The organism is Alphaproteobacteria bacterium (assembly GCA_005883305.1).
Lineage (GTDB): Bacteria > Pseudomonadota > Alphaproteobacteria > Sphingomonadales > Sphingomonadaceae > Allosphingosinicella.
This window is the reverse complement of sequence record VBAC01000001.1, coordinates 836,354-862,329: the sequence shown is the minus strand read 5'-3', so window position 1 is coordinate 862,329 and position 25,976 is coordinate 836,354. Positions and strand designations below refer to the sequence as shown.

The window sequence follows — 25,976 nt, the reverse complement described above, 5'->3', positions numbered from 1 at the left end:
GGGTTTTCCCCTGTCCCGGCGCGTCGCCACCGAGATTTTTTGGACCGGAGCTCAGCCCAAATGGCAAAACGATCGAAGTTCTTCCGCCTCGCCGTCGAAGGCGCGACCTGTGACGGGCGCACGATCGATCGCAAGCTGATCCAGGAAATGGCCGAGACCTATGATCCGGCCACCTATCAGGCCCGCGTCAATATCGAGCATTTGCGCGGGATCTCGCCCGAACCGCCCTTCAACGCCCAGGGCGACGTCGTCGCCGTCGAGGCGCGCGAGATCAACCTCAACATCGCCGGCAAGACGGAAAAGCGCCTGGCGCTCTACGGCCAGGTCGACGCGCTCGACAACCTCGTCTCCACCAACGCCAAGGGCCAGAAGCTCTTTCCCTCGATCGAGATCAACCCCAGCTTCGCTGACAGCGGCAAGGCCTATCTGCAGGGCCTCGCCGTCACCGACAGCCCGGCTTCGCTCGGCACCGAGATCCTCACCTTCGCGGCGGCCCAGGGCGAAAAGAACCCGTTCGCGTCGCGCAAGATCGATAAGGGCAACTTCTTCAGCGCGGTCGACGAGGCGATCGACTTCGGTTTCGAGGAGGCATCAGCCGAGGAGAAGACCGGCTTCGCGGCCGCGGTGGCGGCAGCGACGGAGTTCTTCAGCCAGTTCAAGCCCGCCGCGCCGGCGCCGGCGACCCCGCCGGTTGTCGCACCCGGGGGCGAGACCGGCGACTTCGCGGCGCTGCAGGCATCGATCGGCCAGGGCTTCGAAAAGCTCAATGCCGCGATGGGCGCCGGACACGCGGAGCTGAAGGCGTCTTTGACCAAGCTCCGCTCCGATCACGACGCGCTCGCCACGACGGTCGAGACGACGGACGGCGGCACCAGTCGTCGGCCGCCGGCCACGGGCGGAAAGAACTTCGCACTCACCGACTGCTGATCTTCAGGGGACCAACCCGCTTTTTCTTCCCGCTAGGCCGCAAGGACACAGACTAAGATGCTCAAAGCAACCCGCCTGCTCTTCAACAACTATGTCGAGCGCATCGCCGAGATCAACGAGGTCTCCGACACCGACGTCACGGCGACCAAGTTCACGATCGCGCCCGCCGTCGAGCAGACGCTCGAGGAGAAGCTGCAGGTCGAGAGCGACTTCCTGTCGAGGATCAATTTCGAGCTCGTCGTGCAGCAGGAAGGCGACAAGGTCGGCGTGAACGTCACCCGTACGATCGCGGGCCGCACCAACACCGCCGCCGGCAACCGCCGCACTCCCACCGATCCCACCGACACGTCGGACGAGGGCCGCTACCGCTGCGAGAAGACCGACTTCGACACGGCGATCAAATATTCGAAGCTCGACGCCTGGCGCCATAAGCCCGAATTCCAGAATCTCCTGACGACGGTGATCCTCAAGCAGCAGGGCCGCGACCGGATCATGATCGGATGGAACGGTGTCGACGTCGCCGTGCAGACCGATCGCGTCGCCTATCCGCTTCTGCAGGACGTCAACAAGGGCTGGCTGTTCAAGATCCGCGCCTTCGCGCCGGCGCGCGTCCTCAACGACGGCGATCTCACCGTCTATTCCAACGGCACCAATCGCGCCGCGCTGAAGGCGATCTACGTCGCCGACGTCGGAGAGCTCTACGACGGCACCAACGCCACCACGGCCGAGGCCGATTACGTCAATCTCGACGCGCTGGTGAAGGACGCGACCGAGCTGCTCGACGAGTGGCATCGTGACGACACCGATCTCGTCGTGATCCTGGGCCGCGACCTCCAGGAGGACAAATATTTCCCGATCATCAACTCGGCGGCCAACACCGCGACCGAGATCGAGGCGCGCGATCGCATCCTCGAATCGGCCAAGAAGATCGGCGGCAAGAAGGCTGTCGCCGTGCCGTTCTTCCCGGCCAACGCGCTCCTGATCACCAGCCTCGATAACCTCTCGATCTACGCTCAGGAAGGCACCCGCCGGCGCCAGATCAAGGACGAGCCGGCGCTGGATCAGATCGAGGACTATCAGAGCGTGAACGAGGCCTATGTCGTCGAGGATTACGGCCGCTCCGCCCTCGTCGAGAATATCGTCATGGGCCCGGCCCCCGCCCGCGCGGTCGCCCCGTAAGCCCTGAGCGATAGGAACCGAGAGGGATGAGAAAGATGAGCCTTGCACGTCGCCACCGCGATCGCTGCCTCGCCACCGCCAGCGCGGCCGCCGCCGCGCTGGCGCCGGAGCAGCGCGGGCCCGAAGGCCCCGAAGCAACGGCTTATGAGCTCATGCGCGCCCAGTTGGGGCAGGATCTCGCGAAGCTGCGCGAGATCCAGTCCACGGAAGGGAAGATCGGGCTGAAGTGCGATCTCATCCCCAACTATTACGCGTGGTGCGCCGGCGTGCTCGACGCGGTCGCGGCCGAGGGCGCCACCGGCGCCCAGGATGACGTTGTGGCCCAGATCATGATTTGGGCGATCGACGTCGAGGATTACCGCCTCGCCCTCGATCTGGCCGCCTATGTGCTGCGGTGGAAAGTGGAACTGCCGTCCCGTTTCGAGCGGACGGCGGGCTGCGTCGTCGCCGAGCAAATCGCCGAGAACGCGCTGAAGACGCTCGGGGCCGGCGATGCCTTCGATCTCGCCGTGCTCCTCGAGGCCGACGATCTCACCGCCGGCGAGGATATGCCGGACCAGGTCCGCGCGAAGCTGGCGAAGGCGATCGGTCTTGAGCTCGCGCGCGCGGCCGATGCGATCGAGGCCGGCGCCGATGGACCCGCCGGCGCGAAGCGGGCCGCGACCGAAGGCGCGATTAGCCGCCTACGGCGGGCGCTCGAGCTCGATCCGAAGGCCGGCGTCAAGAAACAGGTCGAGCGCCTCGAGCGCGAGCGGATCAAGCTCGCCGCCGGCGACGAGGGCGGCGCCTAACCGCCGACGAATTCCGCCGGTGGGGGACACCCGGCACCATAGCTCGCCCCGCGGCGCTCGGGGGGCGGGAGAAGATCGAGGCGGGGTTTTCCCTTTGCCTACGCCTCTGATCGGCTCCCCCACCCCCCGTAAATTTCGAAGGGAAGTCGTCGCCTGTGTCCGGTTTCGTTGCGTCCGAAGATGAAGGCCCTCCCGAGCAGGATGCGGACATGGTCGACGGCGGGGGATTCTTCCCGCCTGTCAGCCTGTCCGGCTTCCGCGATTCGATGCGGCTCGGCGCGATCGTCACCGATCCGCGCGCCCGAGACGCTCTGCGCGGTGGCATCCTCACTGTCAGGCGTGAACTGAGGGCTTGGGCGATCGAGAAGATAGCGGCAGGATTCCCCGCGCTCGACGGCGTCGCGTGCGACGAGGTCGATTTCGAGCCCGAGCTCGTGATCCTCTACCGCCGCGCGGTCTTCGCCCATGCCGCCGCCGATCTGGCAGAGACGCATAGCGATATCAGCGCGACGAAGGACGGCGAGAAACGGAACGACGAGCGAAGTCTCTCGGCCGACGAACACCGCCGCAACGGCATTCATGCGATCCGCGACATCCTGGGCGTCCCCAGGACCAGCGTGGAGCTGATCTAGTGGCCGCCGGCCTCACCGTGGCCGCCCACGCCGGCGAGCCGCTCGACGCGCTCCTTTGGCGCTCGATCGGCACCGTCGCCATCGAGCCCGTGCTCGCCGCTAACCGAGGCCTCGCCGAGCTCGGCGCATTCCTACCCGAAGGGACGTCCGTCTTCCTGCCCGCGATCGCGGCCGCGCCGGCGGCCGATCAACCCCTGATTCAACTTTGGGACTGAAAATGGACCACCCGACTATCCCCGCCGAGATCCTCGCCGCGATCAAGAACCTCGCGGCCGCGCTGGCGCCTTCGGCGATCGGCGCGACGGTGGCCGTCGCGCTGAAGGGGGGGCTGAGCTGGACGCAACGGCTGATTCAGATTGCCATCGGGATCTGCGTCTCCTGGTACGTCCGCCTCGCCTTCGAAGCGATCTTCGATGTCGGCGACTTCATGGGGCAGGCGATCGGTTTCACCGCCGGCCTGATCGCCTACGACGCCCTCCCCCGCTTCCGCGAGCGCGCGATCGCCGTCGTCGCCGAGCTGCCCGACATTGCCCGCGCCTGGCTGCGGCGCCGCAGGGAGGAATCGGAATGATCCTCGCCGGCGCCGATCGGCTTCCCACGCCCGCCAACGACAACGAGCCGCACAGGGACGACCGCCCCGGCGCGGCCGACATGCCCCTCGAGACTGAGAAGGAAGACCAATGACGAACAGGAGTGGTCCCGCGCCGCAGCCCGCCGGAAGGCGCGTCGGCGGAAAGTCGATCGGCGCCGCCGCCCTAGCCATGATCGTGGGCGTGCTCGCGGTCGAGGGCGGCTACGTCAACCACAAAGCGGACCCCGGCGGCGAGACCAATATGGGGATCACCAAGCGAGTTGCGGTCCAGAACGGTTATACCGGGCCGATGCGCCAGCTTCCTCGCGAAGTCGCGCAGAGCATCTACTATCGGCAATATCTGGTGGCGCCGGGCTACGCTCCACTGATCGAGCTCGACGCGGCGGTCGCCGAGGAGCTTTTCGACACGGCCGTCAACATGGGGGCGCAGCGGCCGTCGCGGTGGCTCCAGCAATCGATCAACGGTCTTTGCGGCACGCGAATTCCCGTCGACGGGCGGGTTGCCACCGGCACGGTGGCCGCGTTCGCATCGTGCCAGGCGCGGCTCGGCGCTATGCGGCTTTGCGTCGCGATGCTGAGCAGCCTCGATGCCCGGCAGCGCGATGAATACGGTCGCCTCGTTAGGGTCAATCCCCGGCTGCGCGTCTTCTACCGAGGCTGGATCGCCCACCGCGTCGGCAACGTCGACCGACGCAAATGCTCGGGAGCAGGCCGATGATCCGCCCGATCGCCTATCTCCGCCACCTTGTCGGCGAGGCGCGCGAGTTCGGCCAATGGCTGATCGCCCGAGGCCGGGAGCCGTCCACTTGGACCGGCGTCGTCGGCGCCGTCATCGGGGCGAAGGAGCTGGCCGAGCCCTTTAGCTATGTGGCGATCGCCGCCGGCGTGATCGCCGTCCTCGTGCGCAGGATGCCCGGGCAATGATCGCCTGGCTCGTCGCGAAGCTGGTCGCCCGCGGTGTTGCCAGCGACGTCGCCCCCAAGATCGCGATGCGCATCCTCGTCGCCATCGCGATCCCTCTTACCGCCGGCGCGATCTTCGGCGGCGTCAAGCTGTGGTTCTACTTTCACGACCGCGGCGTCATCCAAAACTACGAGAACGGCGTCACGGCCGAGGTCACCAGGCGCGAGCTCACTTCCGAGCGCGCCGCCAACGCGGAAGACGTCCGCATCGAGCAGCGCAACCGCGCCCGCTCCGAACATCTCGAAAGGGAAATCAATAATGCGGTCACCGAATATCCCGAGCAGAGCGCTCAGCCTGTCGGCCCTGCCACTGCTGCTGTCCTTGACAGCCTGCGGATTGGCGACGTCGATCCGCCCGACGCGAGCGGTAACGATTCCGCCGGAGCGGACTGAGCAGGTTCCCGGGCCCTCCATTCCCCAAGCGTCCGCTACCTGCGCGTTCGATCCGACACGCCTTTGCTACACCGATGCCGACGCCGCCCAGGTCCTGCGCGGCTATGACGGTGCGCTCGCCGAGGCGAATCGCCGCCTCTCCTGGGTGCACAATTTTTCCGCGTGCATGGCCAACCGTCGCTCCGCGCGCCGCTGCGATCGCGAACTCGAGGCCGCGAGGGCGGCGCCGGCTCGGTGATCCGCCGATGCTGAAGCCCGCCAGCCTTCGCAACGTCCTCACCGGGGCGGTCCCGGAGCTAAAGCGCGATCCGGCGCTACTCAGGATCTGGAGCGACAAGGGCCGGATCGCGGGGCGGCTCGGCGGGCCGCTAGGCTTCGAATATCGCTATCGGCTCAATGTCCTGATCATCGACTTCACCGGGAGCGAGGACGCGATCGCGATCGCGATCGTGAACTGGCTTCGCGAGCACCAGCCCGATCTCCTCCTCAATCACGACAGGGGCGATCAGGCCGTGCCCTTCGAAGTGGAGGTAATCGACACGAAGACGGTCGATCTGCTTTTCGAGCTGGAGCTGAGCGAGACGGTGCGCGTAATTCCGCGCGACGCCGGCGGCTTCGACGCGGTGCACGAGCCCGAGCCCTCTCTCGACGATCTACTGCTGGGCGAGCCGATCGGCGGCCTGACGCCGCCGCGGCCGCCGCTGACGCAGATATATTTCGGCGACACGCTTATCCTCGATGCCGGCGATGAATGATGGCCGACGGCCTTGAGGCCCTCGACGACTACCTCGTCGACTTCGTGGGCCGCCTGAAGCCGGCGGAGCGCACCAAGCTCGGCCGAAAGATCGCCGGCGAGCTGCAGAAGGCCAACGCCCAGCGGATCGGGGAGAACGTCGACCCGGAGGGCACCGCCTTCACTCCGCGCAAGCGGGCCCGCCGGCTGCGATCGAAGGCCGGCGGTGGGGCGCTGCGGCGTAAGCAAGGGAAGATGTTTCTGCGCGCCCGCGCTCGGCAGCATCTTCGCGTCCAGGCCACGGCGAGCGAATCGCGGGTTGGCTTCGTCGGGGCGATGGCCCGGATCATGACGGTTCACCAGGAGGGTCTTGAGGACACGGTCACCCGCGACCCCAGCTCGCCCGTCGCTCAATACCCGATGCGGCGCGTCCTCGGTTTCGGGCCCGAAGATCGGCTAAAGGTGCTCGAGCTAGTTGACGCCCATCTTCGCGGCTAGCTCGAGGGCGTAGACCGTCGAAGAACGACCGGGCTGAAGGCCTGCCCTTGAAGGACGCCTTCGCTGCTATGCCAGAGGCAGTAGACCGAATCCTGACTGCCCACCACGCCCGCCGGAGGTGCGATGACCATGGTCGGCCCGCCGCACTTCAGCCGCACGACGTCGCCGGGTTTGAAAACTTCTGTCTCCATGACCTCCGCATAGTCGCCTAGCGTATATTCGCAAGCTGCGCGCCGCCTGTTGTATAGGCGCCGGTTACAACAGGCCTCGCTGGCGGCGGCGCGCATCGGGCGGCGACATGGCGATCGTGTCCGGATCTGCCGCCTCAACCGCCGTCGACCTCTCGCGGCTGCCGCCGCCCGCTGTCGTCGAGAAGATCTCTTTCGAGGAGATTTACGCCGACGGCCTCGCTCGGCTGCGCGAGATCCTGCCCGACTTCGACGCCACGGTTGAATCGGAGCCGGCGGTCAAGATGCTCCAGGTCTTCGCATACCGCGAGACATTGCTTCGCCAGCAATTCAACGATCGCGCACTCTCCGTCATGCTCGCCTTCGCGCGCGGCGCGGATCTCGATCATTTGGCCGCGATCTTCGGGGTGACGCGCCTCGTGCTCGTCGAGGCCGATCCCGAGCATGGCATCGCCGAGCAGCTCGAGGACGACGACGCGCTGCGCGGCCGCGTCGTGCTCGCGCCCGAAAGCTATTCCGTCGCCGGGCCCGAGCTCGCATACGTCTTCCACGCCCGCTCGGCCGACGCCGAAGTGCTGGACGCCAGCGCGACCAGCCCCGAGCCGGGCCAGGTCCTCGTCAGCGTCCTTTCGCGATCGGGCAACGGCGCCGCCGGCGCCGAGCTGCTCGAGACCGTCGCGGCCGTCGTCAATGGGCGTAGCGTTCGGCCGCTCACCGATCTCGTCACCGTCGCGTCGGCCGAGATCGTCGAATATGCGATCGAGGCCCAGCTCTTCGTCTACGACGGGCCCGATCTTTCCGTCGTGCTCGACGTCGCCCAGGCCAGCGTCGAGGCCTATCGCGACAGCGCGCAGCGGCTCGGCCGCGATATCACGATATCGGGCCTCTACGCCTCCCTCCACGTCGAAGGGGTGCAACGGGTCAATCTGGTCTCGCCCGCCGACAATCTGGTGCTCGGCGCCACTCAGGCGCCCTGGTGCACCGGGATCGAGCTCACCGCCGGCGGGGTGGGCGACTGAGCATGACGGAGACGCTCCTCCCTCCCAACGCGCGGCCGCTCGAGCGCGGCCTCGAGGCCGCGGCCGCGCGCGTCTCCGGCGTCCCGATCCCGCTCCCCGATCTGTGGAATCCGGCAATGTGCGCCGCCGATCTCCTGCCCTGGCTGGCGTGGGGCCTGTCGATCGACACCTGGGATTCGGCCTGGTCCGAAGCGCGCAAGCGCGAGGAGACGGCGCGCGCGATCGAGATCCAGCGCCGGAAGGGGACGCCAGCGACGATCGACGCCGTCCTCGGCCGCTTCGATCCGCTCCTCGAGCTGGTCGAATGGTTCGAAGCGGAGCCGCGGCTCGACCCCCACCGCTTCCAGGTGACACTCCCGTTGCTCGCCGGCGGCGGCGATCGATCGACGGCGGCATTCGCTGAGCGGCTCGTGCGCGAGATCTCGCGCGTGAAGCCGCTGCGCTCTCACCTCGAGTTCATCCAGTCGATCACCGCGGCCGCCGGCCTTTCCGTCGTTGGCGCCGGTCGCACCGCCGGCTTCGCCCGCCTCGATCTGGCGGCCGTCGTCGAGGAGGGGAGCTTCCTCACCACCGAGGACGGCGAGCCGCTGCAGGCCGAATCCGGCGATCTCCTGGAGCTCTGACGCATGACCGGCCTTCCGATCTATATCACCGAAGGCGGCCTCGCCGCCTTGCTCGACGCCGAGGAGGGCATCACCAACGCCGTTCGGATCGTCGAGATTGGCCTGACGGCCGAGGACTTCGCTGCGGCGACGACGCTCGAGGAGTTGCCCGGCGAGTTCACTCGGCTCGACACTATCGCCGGCATGGCGGCGAGCGATCGCGTCCTGCACATGGTCGCGCGCGACGATTCGACGGATCTCTACACGGTGCGCGGCTTCGGCCTCTACCTCGAGGGCGGCCAGCTTTTCGCTGTCTACGGCCAGGCGGACCCGATATTCCAGAAGGCGAGCGTTTCGACCTTCCTCCTCGCGGCCGATATCACCTTCGCCCAGGACGTCGCCGAGCTGATCGAGTTCGGCGACACGAATTTCCTCTATCCGCCGGCGACGTCGACGACGAAGGGCGTCGCATTCCTCGCCTCGGCCGCCGAGGTCGCCGCCGGCGCCGACGCCGAGAAGATCGTCACGCCGGCGGCGCTCGCCGGCGTCTACATCAAACTCACCGAGAAGGGCGCGATCAACGGCGTTGCCCCGCTCGGCGCCGACGGGAAGATTCCGCCGGTCTACCTCCCGCCTGTCAGCTCGATCGACACCTTCACCGTCGACAGCGAAGCGGAAATGCTCGCCCTCGCGGCAACCGTGGGCGACTTCGCGCGGCGCACCGACGAGGAAGTCACCTACCAGCTCGCCGCGCTGCCGGCGTCGACCCTCGCCAACTGGCTTGAATTCCTCTCCCCCGGCGCGCCGGTGCGATCCGTCAACGGGCAGATTGGCGACGTCATCCTGACTGCCGGCGACGTCGGCGCGCCGCCGACGTCGCGCACGATCAGCGCCACCGGGCTCGCCGCCGGCGGCGGTAACTTCGCCGGCAACCGCACGATCGACGTCCCCAAGGCCTCGCCCGAGGAGGCGCTCGCCGGCCTCATCGGCGACAAGGCGCTCGCGCCCGATTCCCTCGCCCTGATCCTCGCCTTGATCGCGGCCTCGACGCCGGCGGCGCGTCAGATCCTCACCGCCGGCCTCGCCCAGGGCGGCGGCAATCTGGGCGCCGATCGCACGATCACCGTCCCGAAGGCGAGCTCGGCCGACGTCGTCGCCGGAACCGACGACGAAAAGGCGACGACGCCTGCGGCGCTCGCGGCGGCCGCGACCAGCTTGGGCCCGAACACTGAGCGCCGCGCCGGCGGAACGATTGAGCAATGGGGAACCGTCTTCTGTCCCGCCAGCGGCAGCGCGACGCCGGCGCCGACGTCCAAGAGCTTCAACGTCTCCTTCCCCGTGCAGTGCGACGGCGTCACCCTGCAGGCGCTCGGCAACACCAACAACGGCGACGAATCCGACGAGGATATCTGGGTCAGCTCCTGGACCCCCGCCGGCTTCACAATCAGCTTCCGGGGCGATCGCGCGGCCGCCTCCTACTTCTGGCGAGCGATCGGCAAATGAGCACCGTATTTTTCAGCCCCTCGACGGGCGGTTTCTACACGGCCGAGCTCCACGGCGAGGCAATGCCGGCGGACGTCGTGCGGATCTCGGCGGCGCGTCATGCCCGGCTCCTCGAGGACCAGGCCGCCGGCGCCGAGATCGGCGCCGGATCGAACGGGGCGCCGATCGCGCGCTTCCCTAAGGTGACGCTCGCGGCGGCGCGCAGCGCGGCGGTCGGCGCCGTGAAGCGCCAAGCCCGCGCGCGAATCCTCGCGATCGCGCCCTATTGGCGACAGCTCAATGACGCGGCGGCGATCGCCGAAGCAGCTTATTACGGAGACGCGGGCTCGCGCGAGGCTCAGCGGGCCCTCGAGCGCCAGCGAGCGATCGGCAACATCCGCGGTGCAAGCGATCAGGTCGAGGCGCGGATCTCCGCAATGTCGGCCGACGAGCTCGCCGGCTTCGATCCGGGGGACGATTCCCACTGGAGCGCCGACGCATGAAGATCAGCCACCTTCACGATGACAATCCCGCTGGCGCGCTCGCCGGCGACGAGGCGATCCCGATCGTCCAGGGCGGCCAGACGAAGGGAACGACGATCGGCGCCGTGTCAGCCGCCGCGCGCGCGCCGATCGAGGCCGAGCTCGCTGGCGGCGCCAGCGCCTACGGGACGTGGCTCGCGCAACCGGGCAATGCCGGCAAAAGCCAAGCCGAATTCCTCGAGGCGCTGCGCGGCGACGCCGGGCCCGAGGGACCGGAAGGCCCCGCCGGCGTCGGTCCCGAGGGCCCGCCGGGGGAGGAAGGGCCGATCGGGCCGGAAGGCCCCGAGGGACAGGAAGGCCCGCCAGGCCTGCAGGGAATCGCCGGCCCCCAAGGCAATCCCGGAATTCAGGGACCGCAAGGCATTCCCGGCAATACCGGAGGGCCCGGCCCTGCCGGCGCTGCCGCGAAGACGCTCTATGTCACCGCCGATCGGCAGCAGTTCACCGGCAATGCCTACGGGCTGACGCCGGCGACTCAGGCGATCAAGCTCGACGCTTACCGCCAGAACAACACCGGCGCGCTGTCGTGGACCGCGACGGCCTATGACCTGAACGGGAACGTGCTTAGCGCGACCACCCTGCGCACCACGAAAACAGGCACCGTCGCCGCCACCAACCAGACGACCGTCTACCTTCAGTCGGGTATGCTCCCCCCAGGTACGAAGACGCTAATCGTCGCGGCGTCGAGCAGCGCCCCGGACAATTTGAGCGACCTCGTCTCGATCGTCGTTACCCAGGACGGCGTCGACGGGGCGGATGGCGAGAACGGCACCCCCGGCACCCCCGGCGCCTCGGCGAAGACGCTCTACCTCACCTCCGATCGCCAGCAATTCACCTACGACAGCGCCGGCGCGCTGGCGCCGGCGGGCCAAGTGGTCACCCTCACCGCCAATCGCCAGAACAATGCCGGCGCCCTGAGCTGGGCCGCGATCGCCTACAACGCCGCCGGAGGTAATCTCGGCGGCGTGACGCTGCGCACCACCGCCGGCGGAACGATCGCCGCCACGAGTCAGGGTATTGTCTATCTGCAGTCGGGCCAGCTCCCGGCGGGGACGGCGAGCGTGATCGTCATCGCGACGTCGGGCGCACCGGACAATATCAGCGACCTCCTTAGCGTCGTGAAGGTTCAGGATGGCATCGCCGGCACAGCCGGCACCAACGGCACCAACGGCATTGACGGCGCCCCCGGGGCTCCCGCGAAGACCCTCTACCTCACCTCCGATCGCCAGCAATTCACCTATAACAGTGCGGGCGCCCTCAACCCGGCGACGCAGGTAATCAGCCTCACCGCCAATCGCCAGAACAACGTCGGCGCGCTGAGCTGGTCTGCCGTCGCCTACAATGGCGCCGGGGCCAACCTGGGGGCGGTGACGTTGCGCACCACCGCGGGCGGCACGATCGCCGCGACAACCCAGAACACCGTTTATCTTCAGTCGGGGCAGCTTCCGGCGGGGACGGCGAGCGTGATCGTCACGGCGACGTCGGCCGCGCCGGACAACGTCAGCGACCAGGCCTCGATCGTGAAGGTGCAGGACGGCGCCGCCGGCAGCAACGGCACCCCGGGCACCAACGGGGCCGATGGCGCGTCGGCCAAGACTATCTATCTCGCCTCCGATTTTCAGCACGTCACCTACAACGGTGCCGGCGCGCTTGCCCCGGCGGCCCAGGTCGTCACCCTCACTGCCAATCGCCAGAACAACGCCGGTGCGCTCACCTGGTCCGCGACCGCCTATGACGCTGCCGGCGCCGGGCTCGGCGCGGTCGCGCTGCGCACTACCGCCGGCGGTACGACCGCGGCGACCAATCAGACGATCGTCTACCTGCAGTCGGGCCAGCTTCCGGCAGGATGGCAGCGCCTCGTCGTCACGGCCACGTCTGGCGGGCCCGACAATATCAGCGACCTCCTCTCGATCGTGAAGGCGCAGGATGGCGCGGCAGGCACGCCGGGCACTCCGGGTACGCCGGGCACGAACGGGAACAACGGCGCCAACGGCGTCTCTCCGATCGCCGTCGAGGCGCGCCCGCCGGCGCACACGATCGCCGCCAATGCCGGCGGCGTCCCGAACGCCGATCAACTCCCCTTCGCCACCGCCAATACCGCCACTCAGGCCGGCGTCGTCGTCCCGATCACCGGCGTCACGATCGTCGGCGCCGGGAATTGCACCGCCGCCGTCGTCGGCACTGACGTCCAGGGCAACAACCCGGTCGGCGAAGGCTATATCGACTATGACGTCGCGGCCGCGGGGCAGACGGTGCGCAAGCGGATCACCTTTCTCGTCGTTCCCGCCGGGAGCGGCGGCTCAAGCTCGGCCGCCGGCGGCGCGTCGGGCCCGATAACCTGGCCGAGCTACGCCCAGCACGGCGTTCCCCTTGCGATCAATGCCAGCGGCACCGGCAAGCTGAAGGTCAGCCTCACCGGCACGTACAAATGCGCCCTGGGCGGCGGCGGCCGCGTCCAGGCGAAGATCATGATCCGGCCTACAAGCGGAACGGTCGTCGATGTCGTCGGGTCGGCCGTGACGGGATCTGATTCGGAGGAGACCTTCGAACCTCACAGGCAGAGCACCGGCACTCTTTCGACCGGGGCGATCACCCTCACCGGCCTCACGGTCGGCGGAGCCTACGAGCTTATCGTCGTCGATTATCGGATCGGCAACGACATGGTGAGCTCGACCATGACCCTCTTCGCGGAGCAAGTGACGTGATCCTCATTCGCAGGCGCAAAGGCGGCGAGCTCGCCTCCGTCGAGACGGCCGAAGGTTACGATCTCCGAAAGTGGGAGGTGCTCGGGCCGATCCCCGCCGGCGTCGATCCGATGCTCGCCGTCCACGAGGGCGGCGCGATCGTCAACAATCTCCAGGTGCCCCGCGCCGAGCGCTGGCGCCAGGTCAAGGAGCGCCGCGCTGCGGCCGAGCTCGGCGGCTGCATGATCGCCCAGGGACGGATCGAGACGAGCGAGGCGAGCCAGCGCCGCCTTCACACCTTCGTCACTCAGGCGATCGCCCAGGGCGAGGCCTTCGTGCCGATCGCGTGGAAGTTGGCCGACAACAGGATCGCGGTCCTCGACGCGCAGGCGATCGTCGCGGCGCACCTCGCGGCCGCCGGTCACGTCGCCGCCTGCCATGCCCGCGCCCAGGAGCTGCGTGAGATGATCGGGGCCGCCGGGTCGATCGAGGAGATCGTGGCCGTCGACGTCGACCAGGGCTGGCCTGGCTAAGAAATCCCGATCCCTTGGAAACAGGGGGAGGGCCGGGCTGCGTCAACAGCCTGAACCGCGAGGTTGAGCTCGCACCTTGCGCGGCCCGGGCCGCGCTCAGTCTCCCCACCGGGCACACCGGCGGGGCCGTGTAAGCAGAGTTAGACAAATGGAGTCCACCGCTAATTTCGTTTCCGTAACGCCCGTCACCCCCCCAGCCCCCTACGTGGGCGGGAAAAGCCGGCTGGCGAAGCGCCTGATCGCCATGATCGACGCGATTCCCCATAAGACCTACGCCGAGCCCTTCCTCGGAATGGGCGGCGTCTTCCTTCGCCGCCATCGCAAGCCGTCGTCGGAAGTAATCAACGATCTGTCGGGCGACGTCTCGACCTTCTTCCGCATCCTTCAGCGTCACTACGTCGCCTTCCTCGACATGCTGCGATTCCAGCTCACCACGCGGGCGGAATTCGAGCGGCTGAAGGCGACCAATCCCGAGACGCTCACGGATCTCGAGCGCGCCGCGCGCTTCCTCTATCTACAATGCACCACTTACGGCGGGTTGCGAGAAGGTGTCTTCGGCTTGCGACCGAACCGCCCAGGCAGATTCGACGTGACGCGGCTGCAGCCCGCGCTCGAGGAGCTGCACGAGCGCTTGGCCGGCGTCGTGATCGAGCGGCTGCCCTTCGATGATCTCATGCGGCGCTATGACACCGAGCATACGCTCTATTTCATCGATCCGCCCTACTGGGGGATCGAAGGCCTCTACGGAAAGGAGCTCTTCACGAGGGGCGACTATGAGCTTTTGAGGGAGCGGCTTCGCCGCTTGGCGGGGAGCTTCATCCTGACGCTCAACGACAAGCCCGAAGTGCGCGACTTCTTCGGCGAGTTCTCGATCCTGCCCGTGGCGTTCCGCTACACGCTGGCGCGCAAGCATGGCGGTGGCAACCCCGAGGGCAAGGAGCTCATCATCACCAATCGGCCGCTCGCGCTCGCGGCGATGGCGGCGAACGACGACTGATCGGCGCCGATCGACAGGGCCGGCGATCGTCGCCGGCCCTGTTGTAACCGGCGCCTATACAACAGCCGAAATGGGCGCGGCGGCGCGCGATCGACCAATATCGAGCGACCCGATCTCCAAAGGACCGTGATGCTCGATTTTCGCCGTGGCGAAACGCCGGAGTGGGCGCTCGCCTTCTACCAGGACAACGCTCGCACCCTCGCCCTCGACTGCACGGGCGGGACGCTCGAGGTGATCGCGACCGATCTCCCCTTCCCGCCCGCGCTTGCCTGGGATGACCGCGCCGGCGGTCGAGCGCGCCTGTCGATCAGTGAGGCGCAGGGGCTGAGCTGTACGGAGCGCCGCCGCTACTTCGTGAAGCTCCGCTATACCAGCGCCGGCGGCCAGATCACGATCCCGCATAACCTCCCGATCCTGGTCGAGCCGTGACGGGCGCCCTCTTCGTCGAGAGGCGCGGCCCGACGATCGTCGTCGACCGCATCGATTCCGCCACGCCGTCGACGACGCTCGATACCGGGGTCGCGGCCGTGGCGATCGCGAAGATGGGGCAGCAAGGCCGCCCCGGCATCGACGGGCTTCAAGGGCCCGCGGGCCCGCCGGGGGAGTCGGCCACGAACGAAGATCCCGGCGATCTCATCCTGATCTTCGACAACAAGCTTATCTGAGGAGACACTTATGGCGACCCTTCAAGTCCGCCTGCAGGATCTGGCGACCCGCGTCGCCACCGAGTGCAAGACCCTTCGCACCGCCATCAACGGCAACGTGGCGGATCTCGCCGCGCTCACCACCACGGCGAAGGCCAACCTGGTCGCGGCCCTCAACGAAGTCCGCGCGATGGTCGTCGCGATCGATCTGACGGATCTGATCGACGACACCGCCGGCGCCGGCGACGATATCACCTGGTCGGTCGACAAGATCGCGGCCGAGCTCGCCGCCACCGGGGCCGCGGTGAAGGCTGAGATACTCGGCGGCGCGAGCGCGGCCTATGACACGCTCCTCGAGCTGCAGGCCTACCTCGAGGGCGACGGCGCCTCGATCGCGACCATCAACACCGCGCTCGCCAATCGCGTCCGCACCGACACGGCCGCCCAAGGCCTCACCGCGCCGCAGCAAGCCAACGCGCGGACCAACATCGGCGCCCAGGCCGCGGCCGAGATCGGCAACCCGGACACCAACTTCGTCACCACCTTTGAGGCGGGGCTGGTCTAGGAATGTCCGACCTCGCCCAGCGCATCGCAGATCTCGCCGATCGCCTCGCCGCCGAGTTCAACGCTGTGCGCGACGAGGCATCGCTCGCGGCCCTTACCCAAGCGGCGATGATGGATCTCGCTCTCGACGGCGAGTTGACGCCAGGAAAGGTCTACGTGCTCACCGATGAAGATCGCGTCGTCGTCGCTTTCACGTCGACCAGCTACGCCGACATGCCGATCGGCCCCGTCGCCTACGGGGGCCCACCCGCGCAGATCGTGGCTGGCGGCGCATTCAACGACGCCTCGGGCTGGACGGTCTCCGGAGCGGGCGCATCGATCACAGGCGGGCAGCTCGTCTTCGGTGCCGGCGGGGGCTTGAAGCGGGCATATTGGGTGGCGGGCGAAACGCTGGTCCAGGATCAGGCCTATGCCTACAGCTTCGACATTGTCAGCCGCACCTCGGGCCTTTGCTTGCTCTCGATCGGCGCGGATGGAATCTCCGCCGGAACTTCGACGGCCAACTTTTCAGCCCCCGGCAATTATTCCGGCGTGATAGAGCTGGCCGGTTTGATCGGCCAGGACATATTGATCTTCGCGAGCAGTGGCGCCGTCCTCACCGTCGACAATGTCAGCGTCACCCGCGCGCTCAACTCCCTTGTTCTTTCCGAGGGCAGCATTTCCGAGAACTCGCCCGCCGGGACCGTCGTCGGCGCGTTTTCGAGGACTTTCGAAGGGTCGGTGCTCAGCCTCTCCGACGACGCCGGCGGCCTATTTGAGGTCGTGGGCCACGAGCTGCGCGTTGCCGGTGGTCTAAATTTCGAAACCGCCTCGAGCCACGAAATTACTGTCGTGGAGACGAGGCCCGGCGTGGCCAACTCGCCGCGGTCGACCGACCTCACCGTTACGGTCACCAACGCGCTGGACGGCACCCTCGGCCCCGAGCTCAACCCAGATCCGGAATTCAACAATCCGGGCCTGTGGACGTGCTCAAACGAAGGCGGCAATCCCGTTCCCGAGATCACCGGCGGAAAAGCGATCTTCACGGTCGGCGGCTCGATCGAGATACCGACGACGGACACACTCGGCCCGGGCATCTACCGGGTCACTTGGACGATCGACGACATTGTCGGTGAGTGCGAAGTCTGCCTCGGATATGGCACCCTTCCGTCGACGATCGCTCAATCGGTCGCGGCCACCTACGCGGAAGACGTCGATTGCACCGAGACCGGGACGCCCCCAGGTGCCGACGTCATCCGGATCGCCACCTCTGGCGCCGGCTTCTCCGCCCAGATCGACAATATCTCGGTGAAGCTCGTTACTTTCCCCTGAGCCCTCGGTTGAGCTCCTCGGCCGCGGCCGAGCCCTGATCGATGTGCTGTTGCAAGGCCCACTCGAGGGACAGCACGGTTTCGGCGATATGCCCCATCTCGGCCGAGAGCCGGTGATCGACGTGGGGATGGACGCCGGCGGCGAGCAGCTTGTCGTGAAAGTGGGTGTCCTCGTTGACGCCGGCGAAGAAGGGCGGCTCGATCGCCGCGAGCGCGGCCGTCTCGACCAGGCAGAAGCCAAGCCCCAGACTGGCGACGGGTTCGACGACGCCGGCGGCCGCCTTCTCGGCCGTCGTCCAGAGCGGCCTGCGCTTTCCGCTGACGAAGACGGCCGCGCTTGGCAGGTGGGGCGGCGTCCGCCGGGGCTGGCTGCAACCGACGACGGGCAATCGGTGGGCGAGCAGACGCTTCAGGGCGTCGGGGGGAAAGACGTGGTCCGCATCGGCCCAAAGGATGTGCGTCGCTTTGCACTTGAGCGCCGCCTCGAGCAGGATTCGTCGAGCCTCGATTATAGGGGTGCTCTGCACCATCAACGGAACGAGGTCGACGTCGGGCATTGCCTTGGCAGTGAACGCGAACATCTGCAGGAGGCTCAAGGTGAACTTGGCTTTGGTGTCGCCATAGACGGGGATGCAAACCGCGATCTTCATAGGCCGGGCTTAGCAGCCGCCGCCGCGGTGGGCCACTCTGCGGCTCTGTTGTAACCGGCGCCTATACAACAGCCAGGCCGCGCACCTCGGGCCGTCCTCCGCCACCATGCGCGGAAATGCGCGAGGATCACAACTTCGAAGGCGACATGGGCGACCTGGTCAACTTCGGCACCATTGCCGAAGTCGATCTCGCGCGCGGCATGGTGCGCGTCGACACCGGCGACGTCCAATCGGATTGGGTTCGCTTCTCGACGGGGCGCGCCGGCGCGACGCGGATCTGGTCGCCGCCCACCGTGGGCGAGCAGGTCGCGCTGCACGCGCCGAGCGGGGATCTCGCCGGCGCCTACGCAATCGGCGGCTTCCATTCCGACGACTTCCCTCCAGCGGGCGATTCCCTGCGCGAGCTGATCCAGTTCGGCGACGGCGCGCTGATCGCCTACGATCCCGAGGCCCACGCGCTCGAGGCTCACCTTCCCGACGGCGCCACCGTCAGCATCATTGCCGCCGGCGGCGTTACGATCGACGCCAGCGACGGCGGCCTTTCGATCGTCGGCGACGTCACGATCGAGGGCGAGCTCCACGTCACCGGCGATATCGGATCGGACGCCGACGTGCTCGCCGACACCGTCAGCCTGAAGGATCACAAGCATACCGGCGTTTCCGCCGGCGGCGGGATCTCCGGGAAGCCCGTGCAATGAACGTCACCATCTGCGCCATCATCCTGGTCGTCGCCCTCGTGATGATGTGGGCGAAGCCTCGTCTTCAGCCGACCACGTATGACAAGATTGGCCGCTTCCTGGTTGGGGCGGCCGCCGTCAATTTCCTCTCGGCTCTCTGGTCCCTCGTCGCGACCTGCCTCGATATCGCGGGAGGGAGGCCATGAGGGGGATGAACGCCGTGACCGGCGCCGCGATCGAGGGCGAGGATCATCTGGCCCAGTCGATCGCCGACATTCTTACGACGCCGATCGGCAGCCGCGTCATGCGGCGCGATTACGGCTCGCTCCTCTTTGAGCTGATCGACAAGCCCTTCAACGCCGTCACCCGCGCCCTGCTTCACGCCGCGACCGCGATCGCGCTCGGGCGATGGGAGCCCCGGCTCCTGCTTCGCCGCGTCCTGATCAGCAAGGGCGACGTCGCCGGCGCCGTCGTCGTGGCGATCGAGGGCGAGCGGCTCGATCGCCCGTCGCCCAACAGCCTCACCCGCCTCACCATCCCCATTCGCCTCAGCGGCGCGATGCAAGCCGCGTAATCCCAGGAGCACCCGATGCACGGAATCACGGTCAACGAACCTCTCGCCGGCACCCGCCCGATCGCGGCCGTCGCGACCGCGGTGATCGGTATCGTCGGCACCGCGCCGGCGGCGCCGAACGACGACTATCCGCTCGACAAGCCGATCCTGATCACCGACGTCCGCGCCGCACTAGCGACGATCGGCGCCACGGGCACGTTGCCGAAGGCGCTCGAGGCGATCGCGCTGCAGTGCAGCCCCATCATCATCCTCGTCCGCGTTGCGCCTGGCGCCGACGACGCCGCCACCGAAACGGCGATCGCCGGCGACGTCGGCACCTATACGGGCGTTCACGCCCTGGTCGCGGCCGAAAGCCAGCTCGGCGTGCGCCCCCGAATTCTCGGCGTTCCTGGCCTCGACACCCAAGCCGTCATCACCGAGCTCGTCACCGTGGCGAAGAAGCTGCGCGGCTTCGTCTACGCGAGCTGCGACGCCGCGAACACCGTTGCCGAGGCCGTCATCTATCGGGGGGAATTCGGCGATCGCGAGCTGATGCTGATCTATCCCGATTTCAGCGGCTTCCCCGGCCATGCCGTCGCGGTCGCGCTCGGCACCCGCGCGCGGATCGACCAGGAGACGGGCTGGCACAAGACGCTTTCCAACGTCGCGGTCGCCGGCGTCACCGGCCTCAGCGCCCCGATCGGTTTCGATCTGCAGAGCGGCGACAATGACGCCGGGCTGCTCAACGCGGCGCCGGTGACGACGCTGGTCCGCATGAACGGCTATCGCTTCTGGGGCAATCGGACTTGCTCCGACGACCCCCTCTTCGCCTTCGAAAGCGCGGTCCGCACCAGCCAAGCGCTGCAGGACGCGATTGCCCGGGGCCTGATCTGGGCGATCGACAAGCCGGTAACGCGGAACCTGATCGGCGACGTCATCGAGACGATCAACGCCAATTTCCGGGCCTTGGTCGCCCAAGGCCGGATCGTCGGCGCCCGCGCTTGGTTCGATCCGGCGCTCAACGCCGCCGACCAGCTCGCCCAGGGCAAGGTGACGATCGACTACGACTTCACGCCCTGTGCGCCGGCGGAGAACATCATCCTCAATCAGCGGATCACCGATCGCTATTACGGCCAGCTTTTGGGCCAGTAGCGCCATCCCGATCGCCCCAGAACGAACCTAGTCAGGAGTGCCCCAAATGCTGCCCCGCAAGCTAAAGCAGTACCACGTCTTCAGCGACGCCCAGTCCTACCTCGGCGAGGCGAAGGAAGTCGCGCTTTCCAAGATCGCCGCCAAGATGGAGGAATATCGGGGCGGCGGGATGCTGGGCCCGGTCAAGGTGGACATGGGCCTCGAGGGGCTCGAGATCGAAGTCACCTATGGTGGCCTCGTCGTCGGCATCTTGCGCCAGATGGGGATGGTTCGCCACGACGGCGTACTGCTCCGCTTCAATGGCGCCTATCAGAGCGACGACACCGGCGGCGTCACCGCGGCCGAGCTGATCGTCCGCGGCCGTCACGAGGAGATCGACCCGGGCAATGCCAAGGCCGGCGAGGACACCGAATGGAAGGTGAAATCGACGCTCTCCTACCTCAAATGGACGATCGGCGGCCGCGTCGAGGTCGAGATCGATCTCGTCAACTGTATCTACATCGTCGGCGGCGTCGACCGCATGGCCGAGATCCGCGCGGCGATAGGCGTCGATAGTAGCCCGCTCGCCAGCCTGATCTCTGGCCCGAACGTCCAGGTCCCCGGCCTCGGCGGCTTTGGACTGGATCTCTGATCACACCTCGCGGCGCCGTTAACGCTGCGCCGCCAACCCTAGAGGGGAAAGCAAGTGTCCGATTTTAAAGCCACGGTTTCCGATGCGGTCATGCTGTCGGCGCCGGTCGTGCGCGGCGAACAGAAGATCGAGTCGGTGCAGATCCGCAAGCCGAAGTCCGGCGAGCTGCGCGGCCTCTCGCTTCACGATCTTCTGAAGTTCGACGTCGATTGCTGCCGCCAGGTTCTGCCGCGCGTCACCATGCCCCCATTGCTCGCGCATGAGATCGACGAGCTCGATCCGAGCGACCTCATCGCCTTGGCGGGAGAGCTGGGAAATTTTTTCTTGCCGGCGGGGATGAGGCCGGAATCCCAGCCCGCGTAGAGGAGGCGATGGCCGATATCGCCTTCGTCTTCCACTGGCCCCCGGATCGCCTCGACGAGATGGAGCTCGGCGAGCTTATCCACTGGAGGGCGCTCGCCGTCCAACGATTCAACGACGTCCACAAAGGCGAGTGATCGATGGACCGCGACCTTCGCCTTCGGGTTATCTTCGACGCCCTCGATCGGCTGAGCGCGCCGCTGCGATCGATCGCCGGGGGATCGCGCGCTACCAAGCAGGCCCTCGCCGCCACGACGCAGGAGGTCGCCAACCTCAGGCGGGCACAGGCGCAGCTCACCGCGTTCAAGGGCCTCGAGACCCGGCTTAGGGGCACGAACGTTAAGCTCGAGGAGGCGCGCCAGAAGACGGCAGCGCTCCGATCGGAGATCGCCCAGGCCGAGGCGCCGACTAACAAGATGAGGGCGGCGCTGGCGCGCGCCGAGGCGCAGGAGAAGAAGCTAACCGAGCAGCACGAGAAGCAAGGTCGCGAGCTGCAGGATCTCGGCGGCAGACTCGAGCGCGCCGGCGCCGACGTCGCCGAGCTCCATCGCTACGAAGACCGGCTGGCGAACAGCACTCAGGACGCCACGCGCCGCCTCGCCGAGCAGAGGACGCAGCTCGAGCGCATTCAGCGCCTTCAGCAACGCGGCCAGGCGATCCAGAACGCCGGCGGGCGGATTATGTCCGCCGGTGGCCGCGCCTCGCTATTCCTTACGGCCCCGCTGCTCGCTCTGGGCGCCGCGGCCGATGGCGCGGCGACGCAATTCGAAACATCGATGTCCAACGTCTCGACGCTGATCGACAACAACGTCGAGAACATCGACCAGATGGGCGAGCGAGTGCTGGCGATCGGGCGGCGGATGCCCAAGCCGATCGTCGAGCTCGGCGACGCACTCTACCAGGTCCGGTCGGCGGGGATATCTGCCAACGATCAGTTCCGCGTCCTCGAGGGATCGGGGCGCCTTGCTGTGGCCGGCCTCGGCCAGACCAGCGAAGCGGTCGACCTTGTCACGTCCTCGATCAACGCCTTCAACCTCCACGGCCGCGAGCAGCAGCGCGTCTACGACATCATTTTCCGCACGGTGCGAGGCGGTAAAACTACGGTGGCCGGCCTCGCCCAGGGCTTCGGATCGGTCGCACCTCAGATCGCAAATGCCGGCGTGAAGCTCGACGAATATCTGGCGAGCGTCTCGGCCATGACGGCGCTCGGTGCGCCGGCGGCTCAGGTCCATACGCAGATCCGCGCGGCGGTTGCCGGCCTCACCCGCGAGACGACGCTTTCGAAGCGCGTCTTCCGCCAGCTCGGCGCGACGACATTCCGCGAGCTCGTGCGCGAATCGGGCGGCATGGTTCCCGCCTTCACCCGCATCCGCAACGCGCTGCATGGCAACGACGCCCAAATGATCGAGCTGCTCGGCTCGACCGAAGCCTATGGCGCGATGATCGCGCTCACCGGCACGCAAAACCGCATGTTCACCGACACGCTCGCGGGGATGCGATCGGGCCAGGACCAGCTCAACGCTGCATTCGATCGCCAGCAGCGGACCCGAGGCGGCCAACGCCAGATGATGCGAAATCAGATGTTTGCGTCACTGGCCCAGGCGGGCGATCGGATGCTTCCCGCCCTCTCGCGAATCGCCGAGATCGTCGCCGGCCTCGCCGAGCGTTTCAGCCGACTTTCGCCGGGAATGCAGGAGACGATCATCAAGGGCCTGGTGCTGGCGGCGGCGCTCGGCCCGGTCGTTACCGTCCTCGGCGCGACGGTTTCGGGGATCGGAGCGCTCGTCCGAGCATTCGCCTGGCTGCGCGGCGTCGGCGGCGTGATCGGGATCATGACGAGGATTGGCTCGGCGCTGCGGATCGCGGGGACGGTGATCCTGTGGCTCGGCCGCGCTCTTATGCTCAATCCGATCGGCCTTGCGATCACCGCGATCGCGGTCGCGGCCTACCTGATCTGGACCTACTGGGACGAGATCAAGGCAGCCTTCTTCGCCGCGATCGGCTGGCTCGGCCGCGCGTGGCAATCGATCCGCTCCATCTTCAGCGGCGTCGGCAATTGGATCTCGGGCGTTTGGCGCCAGATCGGCGGCTATGTCGCCTTCGGTGTCGGCCTCTTCCTGTCACCGATACAGACGCTCCTAGCCGTCTTGCCCGCAATCTGGCGCGGCATCATGAATATCTTTTCGTCCGTCGGCGGATACTTCGCCGGCTTGGGGTCGCGCTTCTACGCCTGGGGCCAGTCGATCGCCCGCGGCTTGGCGAATGGCATTCGGTCGGGCGCCGCCTGGGTACGCGACAGCGTGACCAGCCTCGCCGAGCGAACGGGCAACTGGTTCCGCCGCAAGCTCGGGATCAACTCGCCCTCGCGCGTTTTTATGCAACTCGGCAACTTCGTCACCGAGGGCCTCGGGATCGGCATCGATCGTGGCGCCGGCGGGCCGATCGAAAGGATCTCCAGTCTCGCCCGTCGCATGACGGCGGCCCTGGCCATCGGCGCGGCGGCGCCGGCGCTCGCGGCAGGCGTCCCGGCGGGCGCCGGCGGCGCCGGCGCCGCCGGCGGCCGCGGGCCGATCGCGGCACCGATCTCAATGAGCGTGGCGATCACGATCAATGCCCCCGGCGGCGATCCCGTCGCGATCCGGCGCGCCGTCGAAGAGGCACTGGCCGAGGCCCAGCGCCGCGCGGCATCGGCCGCGCGCTCCAGCTACGACGATGATTGAGGCTCTCGCCTTCTGCCCGGGCTGCGGCTGCAATCTCGAGGCTGAGCGGCCCGTCTTAATCGGCGAACTCGCCCATGATCCGCGCGGCTTCACCCGCTGGCGCGGATCGATCCTTTCCTTCACGGCGGCCGAGCACTTGGTTTTCGGGAGCCTCGCCCAGGCCGGCGGCGCGATCGTCGCCCGCGCGGTGCTTTGCGAGCGCGTCGGCAACGAGACGCTCGGCAACGTGATCGAGGTCTTCATGACAAGGATTCGCCGCAAGCTGCGCGATGCAGGCGCACCGGCGACGATCGTCCAAACAGTGATCGGTCGCGGCTATCGCCTGAATGTCGAGGTGATCCAATGCCGATGATGTCGCTCGGCATGTTCCTCTTCGCGCTCGACAGCGTCCCTTATCAGGAGCTGTCGCGCAAGATGAGCTGGCGCCACGGCCGAACCGAGCGCGTGGGCGCCTTCGCGGCGGCGCAGTTTCTTGGGCCCGGGGAAGATTCGGTCTCGATCGCGGGCGCGCTGATCCCGCCGCTCGCCGGCACCTATTCCAATCTCCGCGTCCTCGAGGCGATCGGCGAGCAGGGCGAGGCTCAACCCCTCGTCGACGCCGAAGGCGTGGTCTGGGGCCACTACACGATCGAGCAAATCGACAAGAAGCAAACCTTCATCATGGCCGACGGCATTCCCCGCAAAGTCGATTTCACTATCGAATTAAAGAGAGTGAGGTAAGCGATGGCGGACAAACGCATTATCGCCGTCGATTTGAACGCTCTTCGCGCTTTTCATAATCCGTCGATCTGCGGCTGCTATGATTGCCAGATCGTCCGCGCGCGAGTGATCGGCAGTGGTTCGCGCGGGCCCGGTGCCGATCGCTGGCGCGGCCGCGACCGCAATGTCTGACGCCTCCAACATTCCCGCCTTCCGCGTCACGCTCGACGGCCGCGACCTCACCGACGCGGTCGCTCCCCGTCTGATCCAGCTTTCGATCACCGAGAAGCGGGGTGGCGAGGCCGACGAGCTCGAGCTGGTGCTGCACGATCACGACGGAGCGATGGCGATTCCGAAGAAGGGCGCCCGCCTGCAGGTGTCGCTCGGCTACACGAAGGCGGCGGAGGGCGAAGGCATTTCCGCTGGGATGGTCGACAAGGGGACGTTCAAGGTCGACGAGCGCGAGTGGGGTGGGCCGCCCGACTTGATCACGATCAAGGGACGCTCGGCCGACCTGACGGGCGGATACCGCCAGCGCCGGGAACGATCGCACCGCAATACGACGATCGGCGCGATCGTGCGCCGCGTAGCCGCAGCCCAAGGGCTCACGCCCCACGTCGCGCCCGAGCTGGCGTCGATCGAGGTTCCCGTGCTCGCCCAGGACCAGGTCAGCGACATGGCGTTGATCCGCCGTCTGGGGCGCCGGCACGACGCCGTCGCCCAGGTCAAACGCGGTCGGCTGATCTTCGCGCCGATCGCCGCCGGCGTGACGGCCAGCGGCCGCGCGATACCTGCCGCCGCACTGACGAAGCGGGATGGCGACAAATACAGCTACCGCGACGCCGATCGGGGCCAGTACGGCGCCGTCGAGGCCCGCCACCACGACCAGGCGGGCGCAAGACGGCGCACGGTGCGCGTCGGCGCCGATGGCACGGATCAACCCGAATCGGCGGGCTCGGCCGACGCCGGCGGCCGCGATCGCGGCGTTCGCCGCATTCGCCGCGTCTTTCACAACGAGGCCGACGCGCGCCACGCGGCGCGGTCGGAAGCGCGGCGAATGAGCAGAGGCTCGGCCGAGTTCACCTATACGCTCGCGCTCGGCCGCCCCGACCTCTATCCCGAGCGTCCGATCAGCCTCAGCGGCTTCAAGCCCGAGATCGATGCGAAGAAGTGGCTGATCGCGGAATGCTCGCACAGCTTTACGCCGAGCGAGGGCCTGAAGACGGAATTGAAGCTAGAGACGCGCTAGCTGAGGGCGGCCG

The 25,976-nt window shown here is 67.5% G+C and carries 35 protein-coding genes; 33 read left to right on the top strand and 2 right to left on the bottom strand.

What is annotated here, in order from left to right; genetic code table 11:
- Nucleotides 1-60 precede the first annotated feature (60 nt).
- The 11 genes from E6G92_04305 (at nucleotide 61) to E6G92_04255 (ending at nucleotide 6,707) form a co-directional block, all read left to right on the top strand.
- Nucleotides 61-927 carry a GPO family capsid scaffolding protein gene (locus E6G92_04305; protein TMJ19040.1) on the top strand — a complete coding sequence of 289 codons (867 nt, stop codon included), beginning with the start codon at nucleotides 61-63 and terminating at the stop codon, nucleotides 925-927.
- Nucleotides 928-984: 57 nt separating this feature from the next.
- On the top strand, nucleotides 985-2,106 hold the full coding sequence (locus tag E6G92_04300) for a P2 family phage major capsid protein (protein TMJ19039.1): 1,122 nt from the start codon (nucleotides 985-987) through the stop codon (nucleotides 2,104-2,106).
- A 35-nt stretch (nucleotides 2,107-2,141) separates the two neighbouring features.
- Nucleotides 2,142-2,897, top strand: coding sequence for a terminase (locus E6G92_04295; protein ID TMJ19038.1), 756 nt, complete (start codon nucleotides 2,142-2,144; stop codon nucleotides 2,895-2,897).
- Between the two features lie 155 nt (nucleotides 2,898-3,052).
- The gene (locus E6G92_04290) at nucleotides 3,053-3,529 is read left to right on the top strand and encodes a head completion/stabilization protein (protein TMJ19037.1); all 477 of its coding nucleotides are present in this window, start codon (nucleotides 3,053-3,055) and stop codon (nucleotides 3,527-3,529) included.
- Between the two features lie 17 nt (nucleotides 3,530-3,546).
- Entirely contained in the window at nucleotides 3,547-3,744 is a 198-nt protein-coding gene (locus tag E6G92_04285) for a phage tail protein (protein ID TMJ20704.1), read from the top strand.
- A 2-nt stretch (nucleotides 3,745-3,746) separates the two neighbouring features.
- The gene (locus tag E6G92_04280) at nucleotides 3,747-4,100 is read left to right on the top strand and encodes a hypothetical protein (GenBank protein TMJ19036.1); all 354 of its coding nucleotides are present in this window, start codon (nucleotides 3,747-3,749) and stop codon (nucleotides 4,098-4,100) included.
- Between the two features lie 109 nt (nucleotides 4,101-4,209).
- The gene (locus E6G92_04275; protein ID TMJ19035.1) at nucleotides 4,210-4,839 is read left to right on the top strand and encodes a secretion activating protein; all 630 of its coding nucleotides are present in this window, start codon (nucleotides 4,210-4,212) and stop codon (nucleotides 4,837-4,839) included.
- Nucleotides 4,836-5,045, top strand: coding sequence for a hypothetical protein (locus tag E6G92_04270; protein ID TMJ19034.1), 210 nt, complete (start codon nucleotides 4,836-4,838; stop codon nucleotides 5,043-5,045). Before E6G92_04275 ends, E6G92_04270 begins: the two co-directional genes overlap by 4 nt.
- A complete protein-coding gene (locus E6G92_04265; GenBank protein TMJ19033.1) occupies nucleotides 5,042-5,476 on the top strand; it encodes a hypothetical protein in 435 nt (144 codons plus the stop codon). The genes E6G92_04270 and E6G92_04265 overlap by 4 nt, the downstream gene beginning before the upstream one ends.
- Before the next feature lie 74 nt (nucleotides 5,477-5,550).
- Entirely contained in the window at nucleotides 5,551-6,231 is a 681-nt protein-coding gene (locus tag E6G92_04260; GenBank protein ID TMJ19032.1) for a phage tail protein, read from the top strand.
- Entirely contained in the window at nucleotides 6,228-6,707 is a 480-nt protein-coding gene (locus E6G92_04255; protein TMJ19031.1) for a phage virion morphogenesis protein, read from the top strand. Before E6G92_04260 ends, E6G92_04255 begins: the two co-directional genes overlap by 4 nt.
- Here the strand turns inward: E6G92_04255 and E6G92_04250 are convergent.
- A complete protein-coding gene (locus tag E6G92_04250; protein TMJ19030.1) occupies nucleotides 6,704-6,994 on the bottom strand; it encodes a DUF2158 domain-containing protein in 291 nt (96 codons plus the stop codon). The genes E6G92_04255 and E6G92_04250 overlap by 4 nt on opposite strands.
- An 11-nt stretch (nucleotides 6,995-7,005) precedes the next feature.
- Between E6G92_04250 and E6G92_04245 the strand changes: the two genes are divergently transcribed.
- The 11 genes from E6G92_04245 (at nucleotide 7,006) to E6G92_04195 (ending at nucleotide 17,273) form a co-directional block, all read left to right on the top strand.
- Nucleotides 7,006-7,914: a baseplate assembly protein gene (locus E6G92_04245; protein ID TMJ19029.1), complete on the top strand. Its 909-nt coding sequence runs from the start codon at nucleotides 7,006-7,008 to the stop codon at nucleotides 7,912-7,914.
- A gap of 2 nt (nucleotides 7,915-7,916) precedes the next feature.
- Complete coding sequence (locus tag E6G92_04240; GenBank protein TMJ19028.1) at nucleotides 7,917-8,537, top strand: phage tail protein I; 621 nt, start codon at nucleotides 7,917-7,919, stop codon at nucleotides 8,535-8,537.
- A gap of 3 nt (nucleotides 8,538-8,540) precedes the next feature.
- The gene (locus E6G92_04235; GenBank protein TMJ19027.1) at nucleotides 8,541-10,019 is read left to right on the top strand and encodes a hypothetical protein; all 1,479 of its coding nucleotides are present in this window, start codon (nucleotides 8,541-8,543) and stop codon (nucleotides 10,017-10,019) included.
- Nucleotides 10,016-10,501 carry a hypothetical protein gene (locus tag E6G92_04230; protein ID TMJ19026.1) on the top strand — a complete coding sequence of 162 codons (486 nt, stop codon included), beginning with the start codon at nucleotides 10,016-10,018 and terminating at the stop codon, nucleotides 10,499-10,501. The genes E6G92_04235 and E6G92_04230 overlap by 4 nt, the downstream gene beginning before the upstream one ends.
- Nucleotides 10,498-13,245 carry a hypothetical protein gene (locus E6G92_04225; GenBank protein TMJ19025.1) on the top strand — a complete coding sequence of 916 codons (2,748 nt, stop codon included), beginning with the start codon at nucleotides 10,498-10,500 and terminating at the stop codon, nucleotides 13,243-13,245. The genes E6G92_04230 and E6G92_04225 overlap by 4 nt, the downstream gene beginning before the upstream one ends.
- Complete coding sequence (locus E6G92_04220; GenBank protein TMJ19024.1) at nucleotides 13,242-13,757, top strand: DUF4376 domain-containing protein; 516 nt, start codon at nucleotides 13,242-13,244, stop codon at nucleotides 13,755-13,757. The genes E6G92_04225 and E6G92_04220 overlap by 4 nt, the downstream gene beginning before the upstream one ends.
- Nucleotides 13,758-13,905: 148 nt before the next feature.
- Nucleotides 13,906-14,754 carry a DNA adenine methylase gene (locus E6G92_04215; protein TMJ19023.1) on the top strand — a complete coding sequence of 283 codons (849 nt, stop codon included), beginning with the start codon at nucleotides 13,906-13,908 and terminating at the stop codon, nucleotides 14,752-14,754.
- A 129-nt stretch (nucleotides 14,755-14,883) separates the two neighbouring features.
- Nucleotides 14,884-15,183: a hypothetical protein gene (locus E6G92_04210; protein ID TMJ19022.1), complete on the top strand. Its 300-nt coding sequence runs from the start codon at nucleotides 14,884-14,886 to the stop codon at nucleotides 15,181-15,183.
- A complete protein-coding gene (locus tag E6G92_04205; GenBank protein ID TMJ19021.1) occupies nucleotides 15,180-15,419 on the top strand; it encodes a hypothetical protein in 240 nt (79 codons plus the stop codon). The genes E6G92_04210 and E6G92_04205 overlap by 4 nt, the downstream gene beginning before the upstream one ends.
- Before the next feature lie 10 nt (nucleotides 15,420-15,429).
- Nucleotides 15,430-15,963: a hypothetical protein gene (locus tag E6G92_04200; protein TMJ19020.1), complete on the top strand. Its 534-nt coding sequence runs from the start codon at nucleotides 15,430-15,432 to the stop codon at nucleotides 15,961-15,963.
- Nucleotides 15,964-15,965: 2 nt separating this feature from the next.
- On the top strand, nucleotides 15,966-17,273 hold the full coding sequence (locus tag E6G92_04195; GenBank protein ID TMJ19019.1) for a cadherin repeat domain-containing protein: 1,308 nt from the start codon (nucleotides 15,966-15,968) through the stop codon (nucleotides 17,271-17,273).
- Here E6G92_04195 and E6G92_04190 read toward each other — a convergent pair.
- On the bottom strand, nucleotides 17,260-17,922 hold the full coding sequence (locus E6G92_04190; GenBank protein TMJ19018.1) for a hypothetical protein: 663 nt from the start codon (nucleotides 17,920-17,922) through the stop codon (nucleotides 17,260-17,262). The genes E6G92_04195 and E6G92_04190 overlap by 14 nt on opposite strands.
- 116 nt (nucleotides 17,923-18,038) lie before the next feature.
- On the opposite strand from E6G92_04190, the gene E6G92_04185 reads away from it, so the two are divergent.
- The 11 genes from E6G92_04185 to E6G92_04135 all read left to right on the top strand — a co-directional run bounded on the left by E6G92_04185 (nucleotide 18,039) and on the right by E6G92_04135 (nucleotide 25,963).
- Nucleotides 18,039-18,620, top strand: coding sequence for a phage baseplate assembly protein V (locus E6G92_04185; protein TMJ19017.1), 582 nt, complete (start codon nucleotides 18,039-18,041; stop codon nucleotides 18,618-18,620).
- Nucleotides 18,617-18,805, top strand: a complete 189-nt coding sequence (locus E6G92_04180; GenBank protein ID TMJ19016.1) for a hypothetical protein — start codon at nucleotides 18,617-18,619, stop codon at nucleotides 18,803-18,805. The genes E6G92_04185 and E6G92_04180 overlap by 4 nt, the downstream gene beginning before the upstream one ends.
- Nucleotides 18,802-19,173: an oxidoreductase gene (locus E6G92_04175; protein ID TMJ19015.1), complete on the top strand. Its 372-nt coding sequence runs from the start codon at nucleotides 18,802-18,804 to the stop codon at nucleotides 19,171-19,173. Before E6G92_04180 ends, E6G92_04175 begins: the two co-directional genes overlap by 4 nt.
- 15 nt (nucleotides 19,174-19,188) lie before the next feature.
- Nucleotides 19,189-20,304, top strand: a complete 1,116-nt coding sequence (locus tag E6G92_04170) for a phage tail protein (GenBank protein TMJ19014.1) — start codon at nucleotides 19,189-19,191, stop codon at nucleotides 20,302-20,304.
- A 46-nt stretch (nucleotides 20,305-20,350) separates the two neighbouring features.
- The gene (locus E6G92_04165) at nucleotides 20,351-20,935 is read left to right on the top strand and encodes a phage major tail tube protein (protein ID TMJ19013.1); all 585 of its coding nucleotides are present in this window, start codon (nucleotides 20,351-20,353) and stop codon (nucleotides 20,933-20,935) included.
- A gap of 90 nt (nucleotides 20,936-21,025) precedes the next feature.
- Nucleotides 21,026-21,298 carry a phage tail assembly protein gene (locus E6G92_04160; protein ID TMJ20703.1) on the top strand — a complete coding sequence of 91 codons (273 nt, stop codon included), beginning with the start codon at nucleotides 21,026-21,028 and terminating at the stop codon, nucleotides 21,296-21,298.
- A gap of 8 nt (nucleotides 21,299-21,306) precedes the next feature.
- Complete coding sequence (locus E6G92_04155; protein TMJ19012.1) at nucleotides 21,307-21,432, top strand: GpE family phage tail protein; 126 nt, start codon at nucleotides 21,307-21,309, stop codon at nucleotides 21,430-21,432.
- Nucleotides 21,433-21,435: 3 nt separating this feature from the next.
- Nucleotides 21,436-24,015: a phage tail tape measure protein gene (locus E6G92_04150; GenBank protein ID TMJ19011.1), complete on the top strand. Its 2,580-nt coding sequence runs from the start codon at nucleotides 21,436-21,438 to the stop codon at nucleotides 24,013-24,015.
- Nucleotides 23,906-24,367, top strand: a complete 462-nt coding sequence (locus tag E6G92_04145) for a winged helix-turn-helix domain-containing protein (protein TMJ19010.1) — start codon at nucleotides 23,906-23,908, stop codon at nucleotides 24,365-24,367. Before E6G92_04150 ends, E6G92_04145 begins: the two co-directional genes overlap by 110 nt.
- Nucleotides 24,358-24,735, top strand: a complete 378-nt coding sequence (locus E6G92_04140) for an oxidoreductase (protein TMJ19009.1) — start codon at nucleotides 24,358-24,360, stop codon at nucleotides 24,733-24,735. The genes E6G92_04145 and E6G92_04140 overlap by 10 nt, the downstream gene beginning before the upstream one ends.
- 163 nt (nucleotides 24,736-24,898) lie before the next feature.
- Nucleotides 24,899-25,963: a phage late control D family protein gene (locus E6G92_04135; GenBank protein TMJ19008.1), complete on the top strand. Its 1,065-nt coding sequence runs from the start codon at nucleotides 24,899-24,901 to the stop codon at nucleotides 25,961-25,963.
- Nucleotides 25,964-25,976: the final 13 nt, after the last annotated feature.